Annotated in this window: 15 protein-coding genes; 7 read left to right on the top strand and 8 right to left on the bottom strand. The window is 68.5% G+C overall.

What is annotated here, in order from left to right; genetic code table 11:
• The first annotated feature begins 89 nt into the window (after positions 1-89).
• On the top strand, positions 90-2,039 hold the full coding sequence (locus NDO75_RS16530) for a molybdopterin biosynthesis protein (protein WP_310907714.1): 1,950 nt from the start codon (positions 90-92) through the stop codon (positions 2,037-2,039).
• 9 nt (positions 2,040-2,048) lie between these two features.
• Here NDO75_RS16530 and NDO75_RS16535 read toward each other — a convergent pair whose 3' ends face one another.
• Positions 2,049-2,228, bottom strand: coding sequence for a hypothetical protein (locus tag NDO75_RS16535; RefSeq protein ID WP_310907715.1), 180 nt, complete (start codon positions 2,226-2,228; stop codon positions 2,049-2,051).
• Between the two features lie 122 nt (positions 2,229-2,350).
• On the opposite strand from NDO75_RS16535, the gene NDO75_RS16540 reads away from it, so the two are divergent.
• Together NDO75_RS16540 and NDO75_RS16545 are read left to right on the top strand one after the other, a co-directional pair.
• On the top strand, positions 2,351-3,370 hold the full coding sequence (locus NDO75_RS16540; RefSeq protein ID WP_310907716.1) for an ABC transporter substrate-binding protein: 1,020 nt from the start codon (positions 2,351-2,353) through the stop codon (positions 3,368-3,370).
• A complete protein-coding gene (locus NDO75_RS16545) occupies positions 3,367-3,801 on the top strand; it encodes a desampylase (protein WP_310907717.1) in 435 nt (144 codons plus the stop codon). The genes NDO75_RS16540 and NDO75_RS16545 overlap by 4 nt, the downstream gene beginning before the upstream one ends.
• A gap of 276 nt (positions 3,802-4,077) precedes the next feature.
• Here the strand turns inward: NDO75_RS16545 and NDO75_RS16550 are convergent, their stop codons facing one another.
• Positions 4,078-4,524: a hypothetical protein gene (locus NDO75_RS16550; RefSeq protein WP_310907718.1), complete on the bottom strand. Its 447-nt coding sequence runs from the start codon at positions 4,522-4,524 to the stop codon at positions 4,078-4,080.
• Between the two features lie 306 nt (positions 4,525-4,830).
• Positions 4,831-6,321, bottom strand: coding sequence for a sulfatase-like hydrolase/transferase (locus NDO75_RS16555; protein ID WP_310907719.1), 1,491 nt, complete (start codon positions 6,319-6,321; stop codon positions 4,831-4,833).
• Positions 6,322-6,422: 101 nt separating this feature from the next.
• Between NDO75_RS16555 and NDO75_RS16560 the strand changes: the two genes are divergently transcribed.
• Entirely contained in the window at positions 6,423-6,677 is a 255-nt protein-coding gene (locus tag NDO75_RS16560; protein WP_310907720.1) for a hypothetical protein, read from the top strand.
• A 31-nt stretch (positions 6,678-6,708) separates the two neighbouring features.
• Here the strand turns inward: NDO75_RS16560 and NDO75_RS16565 are convergent, their stop codons facing one another.
• Both NDO75_RS16565 and hisS read right to left on the bottom strand, forming a co-directional pair.
• Positions 6,709-7,071: a hypothetical protein gene (locus tag NDO75_RS16565; protein WP_310907721.1), complete on the bottom strand. Its 363-nt coding sequence runs from the start codon at positions 7,069-7,071 to the stop codon at positions 6,709-6,711.
• 67 nt (positions 7,072-7,138) lie between these two features.
• Positions 7,139-8,437 carry a histidine--tRNA ligase gene (hisS, locus tag NDO75_RS16570; protein ID WP_310907722.1) on the bottom strand — a complete coding sequence of 433 codons (1,299 nt, stop codon included), beginning with the start codon at positions 8,435-8,437 and terminating at the stop codon, positions 7,139-7,141.
• 175 nt (positions 8,438-8,612) lie between these two features.
• Here hisS and NDO75_RS16575 point away from each other — a divergent pair, with 175 nt between their 5' ends.
• Positions 8,613-9,110: an integral membrane sensor signal transduction histidine kinase gene (locus tag NDO75_RS16575; protein ID WP_310907723.1), complete on the top strand. Its 498-nt coding sequence runs from the start codon at positions 8,613-8,615 to the stop codon at positions 9,108-9,110.
• Positions 9,107-9,658: a HAMP domain-containing sensor histidine kinase gene (locus NDO75_RS16580; protein WP_310908076.1), complete on the top strand. Its 552-nt coding sequence runs from the start codon at positions 9,107-9,109 to the stop codon at positions 9,656-9,658. The genes NDO75_RS16575 and NDO75_RS16580 overlap by 4 nt, the downstream gene beginning before the upstream one ends.
• A gap of 18 nt (positions 9,659-9,676) precedes the next feature.
• On the opposite strand, the gene NDO75_RS16585 is transcribed toward NDO75_RS16580, so the two are convergent.
• The 3 genes from NDO75_RS16585 to NDO75_RS16595 form a co-directional block, all read right to left on the bottom strand.
• Positions 9,677-10,267, bottom strand: coding sequence for an asparagine synthase-related protein (locus tag NDO75_RS16585; protein WP_310907724.1), 591 nt, complete (start codon positions 10,265-10,267; stop codon positions 9,677-9,679).
• Entirely contained in the window at positions 10,267-10,617 is a 351-nt protein-coding gene (locus tag NDO75_RS16590) for a DNA-binding protein (protein ID WP_310907725.1), read from the bottom strand. Before NDO75_RS16590 ends, NDO75_RS16585 begins: the two co-directional genes overlap by 1 nt.
• A 106-nt stretch (positions 10,618-10,723) precedes the next feature.
• Positions 10,724-11,179 carry a 30S ribosomal protein S19e gene (locus NDO75_RS16595; protein WP_310907726.1) on the bottom strand — a complete coding sequence of 152 codons (456 nt, stop codon included), beginning with the start codon at positions 11,177-11,179 and terminating at the stop codon, positions 10,724-10,726.
• A gap of 94 nt (positions 11,180-11,273) precedes the next feature.
• Between NDO75_RS16595 and thiL the strand changes: the two genes are divergently transcribed.
• Positions 11,274-12,176 carry a thiamine-phosphate kinase gene (gene thiL / locus NDO75_RS16600; protein ID WP_310907727.1) on the top strand — a complete coding sequence of 301 codons (903 nt, stop codon included), beginning with the start codon at positions 11,274-11,276 and terminating at the stop codon, positions 12,174-12,176.
• Positions 12,177-12,196: the final 20 nt, after the last annotated feature.

Below are 12,196 nucleotides of genomic sequence, written 5' to 3' on the forward strand. Positions count from 1 at the left end.
GTCGTACGAGAACATATGACAGGAAAGTGGGCAACCGCGGCGGCGTCCGGGCGACCGACGTTTTTACCCGCGGCGCGCGAAGGGCCGCTATGAACCGCAAGGAGTTTCGCGACCTCGCCTCCCCCGCGGAGGCCCGCGAGGCGATCGACTCGCTGGCCCTCGAGGGCGGCATCGAGCGCGTCTCGCTCGAGGAGGCGCGCGGACGAGTGCTCGTGGCGCGACTCGACGCCGAACTCGACGTGCCGGGGTTCGACCGGGCGACGCTGGACGGCTACGCGCTGCGAGCACGGGACACGTTCGGCGCTGACGAGGCCGATCCCGCCCGGCTCGAGCTGATCGGCGAAGTCCACGCCGGCGAGGAACCGGACGTGGCGCTCGAGGACGGGCAGGCCGTCGAGATATCGACCGGCGCGGTGATGCCCGACGGCGCGGACGCGATGGTTCCGGTGGAGCGGACGGATCGCGTCGAACCACGCTCGACGGAACGAGCGAGTAGCGCGGAACGAAGTTCCGCGAACAGTCGAGCGGCACCGCCGCGAGACGACGGCGACGCCGCGAGCGCGGATTCGGCGGGCGACGAGGTGCTGGTCCGCACGTCGGTCGCGCCCGGAGACAACGTCATGTTCGCCGGCGCGGACGTGGCCGCCGGCGAGCGCGCGCTCGGCCCGGGAACGACGATCACGCCCCGCGACATCGGCCTGCTGTCGGCGCTGGGGATCGACGAGGTGCCGGTCCGAGCCAAACCCCGCGTCGGCATCGTCTCGACGGGCGACGAACTCGTGCGGCCGGGCGAAGACCTCCACAGCGAGCGCGGGGAGATCTACGACGTGAACAGCTACACGATCGCCGCGGGGGTCGAAGACGCGGGCGGCGAAGCCGTACTGTACCCCCACGCCGGCGACGAGCAAGACGAGATGGAGGAGATCCTCCGGACCGCGGCCGACGAGTGCGACCTCGTGCTCTCCTCGGGGTCGACCAGCGCGAGCGCGGTCGACGTCATCTACCGTGTCATCGAGGAACAAGGGGAGTTGCTGCTCCACGGCGTGAGCGTCAAGCCGGGGAAGCCGATGCTGATCGGCCGGCTCGATAGCTCCGCGTACGTCGGACTGCCGGGCTACCCCGTCTCCGCGATGATGGTCTTCCGGACCTTCGTCGCACCGGCGATCCGCGAGGCGGCCGGCCTCTCCGAGCCCGCGTCCGCGACCGTCACCGGACGACTGGCCCGACAGGAGCGCTACGAGGAGGGTCGCCACCGGCTCATGCCCGTCGGTCTGGTGACGAACGGCGACGGCGAGACGCTCGTCTACCCCGTCGACAAGGGCAGCGGCGCGACGACCAGCCTCGCCGACGCCGACGGCGTCGTGGAAGTCGGTCCCGAAACCGACTACCTCGAGGAAGGCGAGCCCGTCACGGCCACCCTGTTCTCGCCGGACGTTCGACCCCCCACGCTGTTCGGCGTCGGCGAGGACGACCCGACGTTCTCGCGGCTCCTCGACGGCCTCGAGAACCCGCGCTATCTCTCGGTCGGCAGCCGGCCCGGCCTGCGGCGGCTCCGCGAGGGCGTTCCGGACGTGGCCGTCGCTGCGGGACCGCTCGAGTACGAGATCGACGCGACAGAACTCGGCGGCTGGGAGCGCGAGTGGGGGCTGGTCGTCCGGCCCGGCAACCCCGACGAGATCGAGGGGCTCGCCGATCTGGTCGATCGCGACCTGCGGTTCGTCAACCGGACGACCGACTCGGGGCTGCGCTCGAGTCTCGGCGCGGCGGTCGCGGATCTCGCCGAGGAGCGGAGCGTCGACCGACACGACGTCGTCGACGCGATCGACGGCTTCGATCTCGGGCTGCGCGCCCACGAGAGCCCCGCGCGGAAGGTCATTGCGGACGACGCCGACGCCGGCCTCGGCCTGCGCGAGACCGCCGACCGACTCGATCTGGGTTTCGTCCCCGTCGGCGACCAGCCGGTTCGGGTGCTGGCGAACCCCGATCGAACGGAGAAAGAGGGGGTTCGGGAACTCGAGGACGCGCTCGAGGAGCAGTAGCGGAAATCGCTACTCGTCGGAAGCGTCGCTCGAGGTCGCTTCTCGCCACGACGAGGCGTCGAAGAACGTCTGCAGTGCCATCAGGACCCCGAGGTACGTGCCGCCGGCGACGACGAGCAGCGGGACGACGATCGAGAGCACCAACCCACCCAGCGGATTCACGCCGAACAGTTGGAGGGGAGAGACCATACGGGCTGCAGAAACTGCCGGAGTAAATGTATTTCTGTGAGCCGGCGACCGAACCGACGGTTCGGTCGCGGACCAGTCCGACAGAGCGGTCCTTTTTGCTCGACCGGTTCCTACGAGCACCCATGCGAATCGTCACGACGCTCCCCTCGGCGACCGAGACCGTCGCCGCGCTGGGTCTCCAGCCGGTCGGCGTCTCCCACGAGTGCGACTATCCGCCGAGCGCCGCCTCGGCTCCCGCCATCACCCGGTCACGGATCGATGCCGCCGAATCGGCCTCGAGCGCCGAGATCGACCGTCAGGTGCAGGAAACCGCCGAGACAGAGAACGGCGTCTACGAGATCGACGTCGAGACGCTCGAGGGCCTCGAGCCGGACGCGATCGTTACCCAGGGGATGTGCGACGTCTGCGCGGTCGACGAGGCCGTCGTGGCCGACGCCGTCGACCGGATCTCGTCCGACCCCGAGATCGTCCCGACCGATCCGCACAGCGTCGGCGACGTGCTCGATGACCTCGAGCGTATCGGTCGGATAGCGGGCCGCGAGGAACGCGCCCGGGCGGTTCGAGCCGACCTCGAGTCACGTATCGACGCCGTCCGGAGCCGGACCGCCGACATCGGGGACGAGGACCGCCCGCGCGTGGCGATCTTCGACTGGACCGACCCCGCCATGATCGCGGGCCACTGGACGGCCGACCTCGTCGACTGGGCCGGCGGCGAATACGGGCTGGCCGATCCCGGCGAGCGCTCGCGGCCGCGCGAGTGGGAGGAAATTCTGGCGTACGACCCCGAGATCGTCGTCGTCGCCCCCTGCGGGTTCGGCCTCGAGCAGATCGCGCGAAACCGAGCCGATCTCACCGAACACGACGGCTGGGCGGACCTGACGGCAGTTCGGGAGGGTCGCGTCTGGGCGCTGGACGGCGACCACTACCTCAACCGGCCCGGCCCGCGGCTGGTGGACACGCTCGAGGCGCTCGCGCCGATCGTCCGGCCGGAGCTGTTCGACCCCGAGGAGACGCTCGCGGACGCGACCGCGTCCTTCGAGGAGATCGCGGTCCCGTTCGACGAACTCGAGGGGGTCGGGCCCGAGAGCGCCGGTTCCGACGCCGATCCCACGTCGCAGGCCGGGGCCGACTCACGAACGTGATCGTCATCCCGACCGCCGTCCGCGAGGCGATCCTCGAGCGCGCTCGGGACGGTCGTCCCGAGGAGGTCTGCGGGATCCTCGGCGGCGAGTACGATCCCGACGGACGGAGCCGCGTGCGGTCGCAGTACCCCGCGGAAAACGTCGCCGACGCGCCGCGGACGCGCTACGAGATCGATCCCGAACAGCAGCTAGCGGTCTTCGAGCGCCTCGAGGACCGCGGCGAGGAGATCGTCGGCTTCTATCACTCCCATCCCCGCGGGCCAGCGCGGCCGAGCGAGACCGACGCCGCGCTGGCGACGTGGCCCGATCGCTCGTACGTGATCGTCTCGCTGGAGCCGCTCGCGGTGGGCTCGTGGCGGTGGCGGACGGACGCCGGCGAGGGCGACGCGCCCGGCGGGCGGTTCGAGCGAGAAGAACTCGTCGCCGAGTGAGTGCCGGTGTTCGAAGCAAGCAGCGGAACCCTCACTCAGCGATCGACGGCGACGGACTGTCAGCCGAAACCTGACGGTACGCGAAAAAGACGCGCCGGGCCAGCCCCCGTCGGCCCGGTACGTCGACGATTCCCGGGAACCGTCACTCGAGGGTTAGCCCTAGTCGAATGTCATTCTTTCGCTGGTTGCGAGTGACAGTCGCGACAGGGAGATAGTAGTGTCCCGCTATCGTTCGTCGTTCGAACGGAGACCGAAGCGAGTCCCCTGCGGTCGGTCTCACTCGGCGTCGGCGCCCTCGAGGTCGTCCGCCTGCGCTCGCGCCTCGGCCGCCTGCTGCCGGAACTCTTCGATCCGCTGGCTCAGCTTCTTCCCCGCAGTGTACTTGAACTCGTCGGGCATCATCCCGTACTCTATCTCGAGGGTGATCATCGTGTCACAGCCCTCGACGATCTCGGGGGCCCAGCTGCCCTGGGCCAGCTTCGACTCGTCCGTGACGACGGCCTCGCCGTCTTCGACGTCGATGAACGCGCTCACGATGTTCCAGATGTTCGGATTGCTCGAGCTGACCTCGTCGAACAGCCCCTCGAGGCGCGAGTTCTTGATCTCCGCCTCGCGCAGTTCCTCGAGGAGGTCCTCGAGGGCGTCGGCGATCTCTTCGTCTCTCGCGGCCTGCTCGCGGAGTTCGGCCGGGTCCTCGGGGTCGTCGTCCCGTCGGCTCGTCATCGCTCACCCTCCCGTTCGTCGGCGGTGGCGTTCATGTACGGACGTATCCGCTTCGAGACCGTAAACGTACGCTTCCTTCCGTGGTGGCGTATAGGATCGGAATAGCGTTCGAGGCGGGTTTGACCGGACGATTGGCGGAACTGAGTGTCCTGCTCACGTGGACACGGGGGATTTCCACGGCCACCCCAACCGATTCGCTCGATCGCTCCGCTCTCTCGCTCATCCCTCGCGCAGAGTTGCGCCGTGCCTCGCGATTCGCTCGTCACGGCACAGCGCGCGCCACCGCAGATCGTTTGTCGGGTACCGTCACGACGCCGCTTCCAGCACGTCCGTCACCCAGATCCGGTTCGGGTCCTCCGTCTCGTCCATCCAGTCGGCCAGTCGAGAGCGCATCTCGCGTCGCACGTCGGCGTACTCGGGATGGTCGATCAGGTTCCGCAGTTCCGCCGGATCAGCCTCGAGGTCGTACAGCTCGTCGATGTCGGGCCCGTTGTAGACGTACTTGTACCGGTCAGTGCGGACCATTCGCTGGCTGTAGAGGCCGAACTCGTCGCCGTGGTACTGGGCGAACGTCGAGTCCCGCCACTCGAGATCCGCGGGCGGGTCGCCGCCGTTCTCGAGGAGCGGGACCAGACTCCGCGAGTCGAAGCTCTCGGGGACTGGAACGTCGGCCATCTCGAGGAACGTCGCCGCCAGATCGTGCAGGTGGACGGGGACGTCGCTGGTCGCACCCGAATCGGTCACGCCCGGCCAGCGGACCTGCAGCGGAATGCGGTAGGTGTCGTCGTACATCAGCGGCCCCTTATTGAACTGCCGGTGGCTCCCGGCGAAGTCGCCGTGGTCCGAGGCGTGGACGACGACCGTCTCCTCGGCCAGGCCGCGTTCCTCGAGCGCGTCGAGGACCCGCTCGAGCTGGTGGTCGATCATCGTGATGAAGCCCCAGTACTTCGCGATGGCTTCGGCCCAGAGATCCCAGTCGAAGTCTTCGACGCCGCGGTAGGAGAGGTAGTTCTCGTGGACCCGCGGTTTCCCGTCGTAGGTCTCGGCGTAGCTCGCGGGTGGCTCGATCTCGTCGGGATCGTACAGCGAGGCGTACGGTTCCGGGACCACCCAGGGATGGTGGGGGCCGTAGAAGTCCGCCCGGTGGAAGAAGGGGTCGCTCCGGTCGCCGTCCGCGTGGGCTTCGATCGCGTCGATGGTCCGCTCGGCGAGGAAGTACGCCCGCGTCTCCTCGACGTCGACCGGCGTCTTCGCGGCGACGAACGTCCCTTCGTCGGCGTTTCGGGGGTCCTCGCCGGTGTAGATCTCCTCCGTGAGCTCGACCTCGCCGATCGGCGCGTCGCGCTTCTCGCGATGTTCGCGGAACGCTTCGTCGATGTCGTCGTGGTGTGTGTCGCTGCCGCCCAGATACGAGAATCCGAAGTCAGCGGGGGTCTGGTCGCGGCCCGCGTGCCACTTCCCGGTGTAGGTCAGGTCGTAGCCGGCGGCATCGAGTTCCGCCGAGAACGTGGGCAGGTCGTCGGGCAGGTTCGCCCGGATCGCGTCCGGCTCGTGGCAGTTGTTCAGCATCCCGTGTCCGTGGGGGAACCGGCCGGTCAGCAGCGACGCACGGGCGCTCGAGCAGATGCTGATCGGCGTGAACGCGCGCTCGAAGCGGACGCCCTCGCTCGAGAGCCGATCGATCGCCGGCGTTTCGACCGGCGGTCCGTCGGGGGCGCTGGCGTCGTATCGCTCCTGGTCGGTCAAAACGAGCAGGACGTTCGGACGGCTGTCGGCGTCGGCATCAGCGTCTGCCATCGGGCGTCGTACATCGACGCCGTAGTTAATGGTGTGACCTGCGTACTGGCGGCTCCCACCGCCGCCGGTCATAAGGCAGCGTGGTGTGAACCCCACCGTTCATGAGCCCCCCGTTCGACGGTCCACGCGTGCCGAGCGCGTACTGTGGTGAATGCGACTGGCAGTACCGAGCCGACGGGGACGAGCCGGACGAACTCAGCCGGGCGATGATCGACCACTTCGTCGAGACCGGCCACTCGCCGGTCGAACGACGTGACGCCGACGAGCGCCTCGAGAAACACGGCGACGACGGAACGGCGGACGCCTCGAGCGACGGACCCGGCTCGGAAGCCGGAGCGAGTCCAAAGCGCGAATAACCGGGGCCCGACACGAGCAGGACCGCGACGGTCAGGTCGTTCGCGGGTCGGAAACCGGCTCCTCGAGGTCGAGGCGCAGCCAGGTCCCGCAGACGAACCCGAAGTAGGCCAGTCCGAATGCGAGGATGGCCGCACCAAAGTGAAACTCCGTCGAGAGCCCCTGTGCGATCGAGAGGACGCCAAAGACAGTCACGCCGGTGAAGACGGCGGCCGGAACGCTCCCCGACGTGTGGACGAACTGACGAACGTCCGATCGGAGAACGACCGCGACTCCGACGGCGTACACCTGCCAGATCCCGATCAGGAGAATCGCGGAGGAAGTCGCCGTCCGGGCGACCGCGGTCACCGCGGTCGCGACGACGAGTGCGAGTGCGTATCGAGTCGAGCGACGCATGGTCGATACGTCGTCGGACGTGTTAGTAAATATAGAGGAGCGGACGACTGCGAACGGGAGTGTCAGTTCACGCGAAGTCCTCGAGCGTCGGTCGCTCGAGGTCGCCCGGGAACTCGTCGACGGGAACCTGCGTCTGGTCGCCCGATTCCATATCCTTGATCGTCACTTCGTCGTTCGCCAAGTCCTGTTCGCCGGCGATGACGACCGTCTCGGCGTTGATCGAATCGGCGTAGTCGAGCTGTGCGCCGAAGGAGCGGCCGGCGACGTCGGTTTCGACGACGTGACCGCGCTCGCGCAGGTCCCGGGAGATTCGTGCCGCCTCCGTCCGCGTATCCCCGATCTGCAGGACGTAGTAGTCCGTAGTCACTTCCTCCTCGGGCCAGACGCCCGCGCGCTGCAACAGCAGTGGCAGCGTCGCGTGTCCCGGCGCGACGCCGACCGCGGGTGTGGGCTGGCCGCCGAAGCTCTCGATGAGGTCGTCGTAGCGGCCGCCGCCGAAGATCGACCGCGAGACCTCGCCGGCCGAGTCGAAGCACTCGAAGACGACGCCCGTGTAGTAGTCCAGCCCGCGGGCCGTCTCGAGCGAGATCGTGCAGTACTCGCGAGCGCCGAAGTCCTCGGCGGCCGCGAGCACGTTCTGCAGGTTCTCGACGGCCGCGTCGACGCGCTCGGTGTCCGCGAACGATTTGACCTCCTCGAGATCGCCGCCCGCGATGAGGTCGTCGAACTCGGCGGCCTGATCGGCCGAGAGGCCGGCTCCGACCAGCAGATCGTGGTACTCCGCCCGCGAGATCTTGTCGGACTTGTCGACCGCGCGGATCGCCGCCTCGGTGTCGACGGCAGCGTCGTAGCTCTCGAGGACGCCCCCGAGGATGTCGCGGTGGGAGATCCGGAACTCGAAGTGGTCGCCGGTCAGCCCCAGTCCGGTCAGCGCGTCGGCGGCCCACGCGAGGATCTCGGCGTCGGCCTCGGGCTCTGTGGAGCCGAAGATGTCGACGTTGGTCTGGTAGAACTCACGCTGGCGGCCCTGCTGGACCTGCTCGTAGCGCCAGAACGGGCGCGTGGAGAACCACTTGATCGGCTTCGAGAGTTCCTGCTGTTTCGCGACGACCATCCGGGCGACAGTCGGCGTCAGTTCGGGCGTCAGCGTCACGTGGCGACCGCCCTGGTCCTCGAACGAGTAGAGTTCGTCGACGATGTCGTCGCCGCTCTTGTCGGTCCACATCTCGGCGCGCTCCAGCGCCGGCGTCCCGATCTCGCGGAAGCCGTACTCGCGGGCGGTCCCCTCCAGGACGTCGATAGTCGCCCGCCTGGCGGCCATCTCGCCGGGGTAGAAGTCACGAAAGCCCTTGATCCGGTCGTACATGGAAACGGGTTCGGCCACGCCGAACTTCTATCCTTCCGTTCGGCGACGGCGGCCCGTCGCTCTCGTCGCTGGCCCCGTCGAACGTTTGGTTCAACGCTGATTACCGTTAGTTCGATCGTCGCGGGTTCGAGATAGTCCCGTAGGTTGATAGCGACCTGCTGCGAGAGTAGCGACCGTGCAACGCGTGGCCGACGACGACTGGGTCGCGGAGATCGGCGAGCAGCTGCCGGTCTCGCCGCTGTCGGTTCTCGGACTCTTTCTCGCCGCGGTCATCGGGACGCGACTCGCGCTCGAGCACCTGTCGACCCGGACGTTGCTCGAGAGCGTCTTTCCGCTGGCGGCCGCGACCGCGGTCGTCTTCGCCGACCGCTGGCTGGTCGCCCGGGACGTCTCCGCGCGGGATCGGCTCACCGTCTTCGGCTACGGGCTCGGCGGTTTCCTCGCGGCTGTCCTCGTGACCGCGCTCCACCTCTTCGTGCTCTATCTCGAGGGGACCGGCGCGCTGGCGCCGCTGTACTGCTCCTCGTGGGTGGGACAGTCGGCGTCGGCGCGGGGACGATTGCTGGCATCTACGAGATCCGACAGCGGGCCGCGGTCCGCGAAGCCGAGCGCCAGAGCGAACGGCTCGAGCAGTTCGCGAGCGTCGTCAGCCACGACCTGCGGAATCCGCTGAGTGTCGCTCAGGGGCGGCTTCGAGCGGCGTTTACGACGGGTGATGCGGAACACCTTCAGGAGGTCGACGCGGCGCTGACCCGAATGGACGAACTCATCGAGGAGACGCTGTCGGTCGCCCGCAGCGGCACTCAGGTCGAGGATCCCTACGAGGTGCCGCTGGTGGAACTCGCGAGCGAGGCGTGGACGGTCGTCGAAACGGGCGACGCGACCTACGAGACGGTCGGCGACCGGACCCTGCAGGTCGACCCCGCTCGAGCGAAACAGCTCTTCGAGAACCTCTACCGAAATGCGATCGAGCACGGCCGCGAGGACGTCCATATCCGCGTCGGCCCCTGCGACAGCGGGTTCTTCGTCGCGGACGACGGCCCCGGCATCCCCGAAGACGAGTGCGACGAGGTCTTAGAGCAGGGATACTCGGGCTCTGAGGACGGCTCTGGGCTGGGACTGGCGATCGTCCGGGCCATTGCGGATGCCCACGGCTGGCAGGTTGCGGTCACCGAGAGCGAAGACGGTGGCGCGCGGTTCGAGTTCACGCGCGGCGGCTGAAACGGCGAGTCAACCGAGCTACCGGACGTTCGTCACGTACGTCTGGTCGTGATCCGGGAAGTACTCGGCGACGGCTCGCGGTCCCTCTTCGTCCGCGATGGTCGCCCGAAGCTCCGCCTCGTAGTCGGCTCGATCGATCTCCTCGCTCGGGCCGACGATCACGTCCAGTCGGTTCTCGACGAGCCGATCGACGGCCGACCGACCGAAGCCCGACAGCGGCGCGATGTAATCGACATCGTGGCGGTCCTCGAGGCTCTGGGCCTGCGCCCGCGAGACCGTCGGGACGCGGTCGTCCCGGCGGGTGCCGTCGGCGACGGCGTCGAACTCGCGGGCCGCCAGTTGCTCGAGCGCGTGCTGGTGGACCAGCTGGATCCCGTTCCGGGGGAAACCGTCCTCGCGGATCCGGTCGACGGCCTCCCGGGCGACGTCGGGGTCGCACTCGAGGCGCTCGAAGTCGAAGCCGGCCCGTTCGGCCGTCTCCCGGGCGTGTTTCCAGTCGTCGCTGACGCCGAAGTGGGCCGTCAGCAGCGTTACGTCGTAAAACTCCTCGAGCAAGAGCGCGGCCAGCGTCGAGTCCTTGCCGCCGCTGTAGAGCAGTCCGAGCTCCATCAGCGCCGCTGGATGTCGAAGCTCTGCGAGTCGGGCTTGAGCTCCTTCAGGAGCTGTTTCATCTTCTCGTCGTCGATCTTGCCCTGAATGCGGCCGCTCCGGGCGAGACTGACGACCTGTCGCTCGACCTGCTCCCCGAACTGGGGCTTGCTCATCTTGACCGTGTTGAGCCGCTTGCGGGCGTCGTCGGTCAGATGCTGGCGGAGCACGGCCTTCTTCTGTGCCTCGGCCTGCTGCTGGGCCGCCTCCTGGCTCGCCTCGTCCCCCTGGGATTCGGCGCGGTCCTGGAGCTGCTCCATCTTCTTCTGTCGGAGCTCCTCGAGTCGCTCGTCGTCTGGTGAGCCGCTCATAGGTATCTCTGCGTTCTAATTCTCTCGCGGGCGGGAAAATGATTACGGACACGGACGCGTAGCGACGCCTCTCCGTGGCGAAACCGACGCGAAAACGATCTCGTGATCAGGCGTAGCGCTCGAGTTCCGGGCGGTCGAGGTCTTCGAGGACGGAGCCGGCCGTGTCGTCGAGCAGGCTGCGGCCCTCGGCGGTGATGCGGCGGCCTTCGCCCTCCGCGGTTTCGACGAGGTCCTCCTCCTCGAGCTGCTGGAGGATCGTCCGGATGAGGTTCTTCGAGCCGTCGGTTCGGTGGTCGGGTGCGACCTGGTAGCGGTTCGAGCCGCCCTTCGCGCCGCCGTACTCGGTCGAGAGGCGTTCGACGCCGATGGGGCCGCGATCGGCGACCTTGCGCAGGAGGCTCGCCGCGCGAGTCGCCCAGAAGTCGTCCTGTTCGGGCGGCAGTTCCCGGTCGACGCCGGTCTTGGCGAACGCGCCCCACTCCGGTTCCTCGAGTCGATCCGCGAGATCGTCGGCGAGCGCCTCGATGAGGTCGTCCGCCGGAACGTCGTACATCGTAGCCATTGGCGTGTGGTTCCCGTCGCCGGCATTTAAGAGCATCGTATCACCGCGAGCGCGGCCCGGACCGTTTTTCGCCCTCGAGTAGAAACGGAGGTGTATGGACGAACGCGCCGCCCTGCGGCTCCTGTCGGGCGAACTCGAGGCGGCCGGCGACGACGCGGCCGTCGTCGACGGGCTAGTCGTGACGACGGACATGCTCCACGAGCGGACGGATTTTCCGGCGGGAACGACCCGCTACACGGCCGGCTGGCGCGCCGTCGGCGCGTCGCTGTCGGACGTGGCGGCGATGGGTGCCGAGGCCACGGCCGCCGTCGCCGCCTACGCCGCCCCCGAGTTCGACCGCGACGAACTGCTCGCCTTCGTCCGCGGCGCGAGCGACGTCTGCGAGCGCGTCGGGACCGAGTACGTCGGCGGCGATCTGGACGGCCACGACGAGTTCACCGTGTCGACGACCGCGATCGGACGCACCGACGACCCCGTCCGCCGAAGCGGCGCTCTAGCCGGCGACCTCGTCTGCGTGACCGGCACGCTCGGCCGGAGCGCCGCTGCGCTCGAGTACTTCGGGCGCGCTCGTGACCGCCCCGACGACGATCGGATCCGCGAACGCGCGAACGACCTGTTCCGGTTCGACCCCCGAATCGCGGCCGGACAGGCGCTGGCCCCACACGCGACCGCGATGATGGACTCGAGCGACGGGCTCGCCCGGTCGCTCCACCAGCTCGCCGAGGCCGGCGACTGCGGCTTCGCGATCGACTCCGGGCGACTGCCGATCGACGACGCCGTCCGCGATGTCGCCGACGGCGAGGACGACGCGCTCGACCTCGCGACGACCTTCGGCGAGGACTTCGAACTCGTCGCGACGCTCCCCGAGGACGCGGTGTCGACCGTTCGAGGCGAGATCGACGTGCCGCTCTCGGTGGTCGGTTCGGTGCTCGAGGCGAGCGGCGAGATCACGATGGACGGCGAACCCCTCCCGGATCGCGGCTACACGCACGGCTGAGGGCGAAGACGAGCCGAAAG

Source organism: Natrinema sp. 1APR25-10V2, from assembly GCF_031626495.1.
Classification (GTDB): Archaea; Halobacteriota; Halobacteria; order Halobacteriales; family Natrialbaceae; genus Natrinema.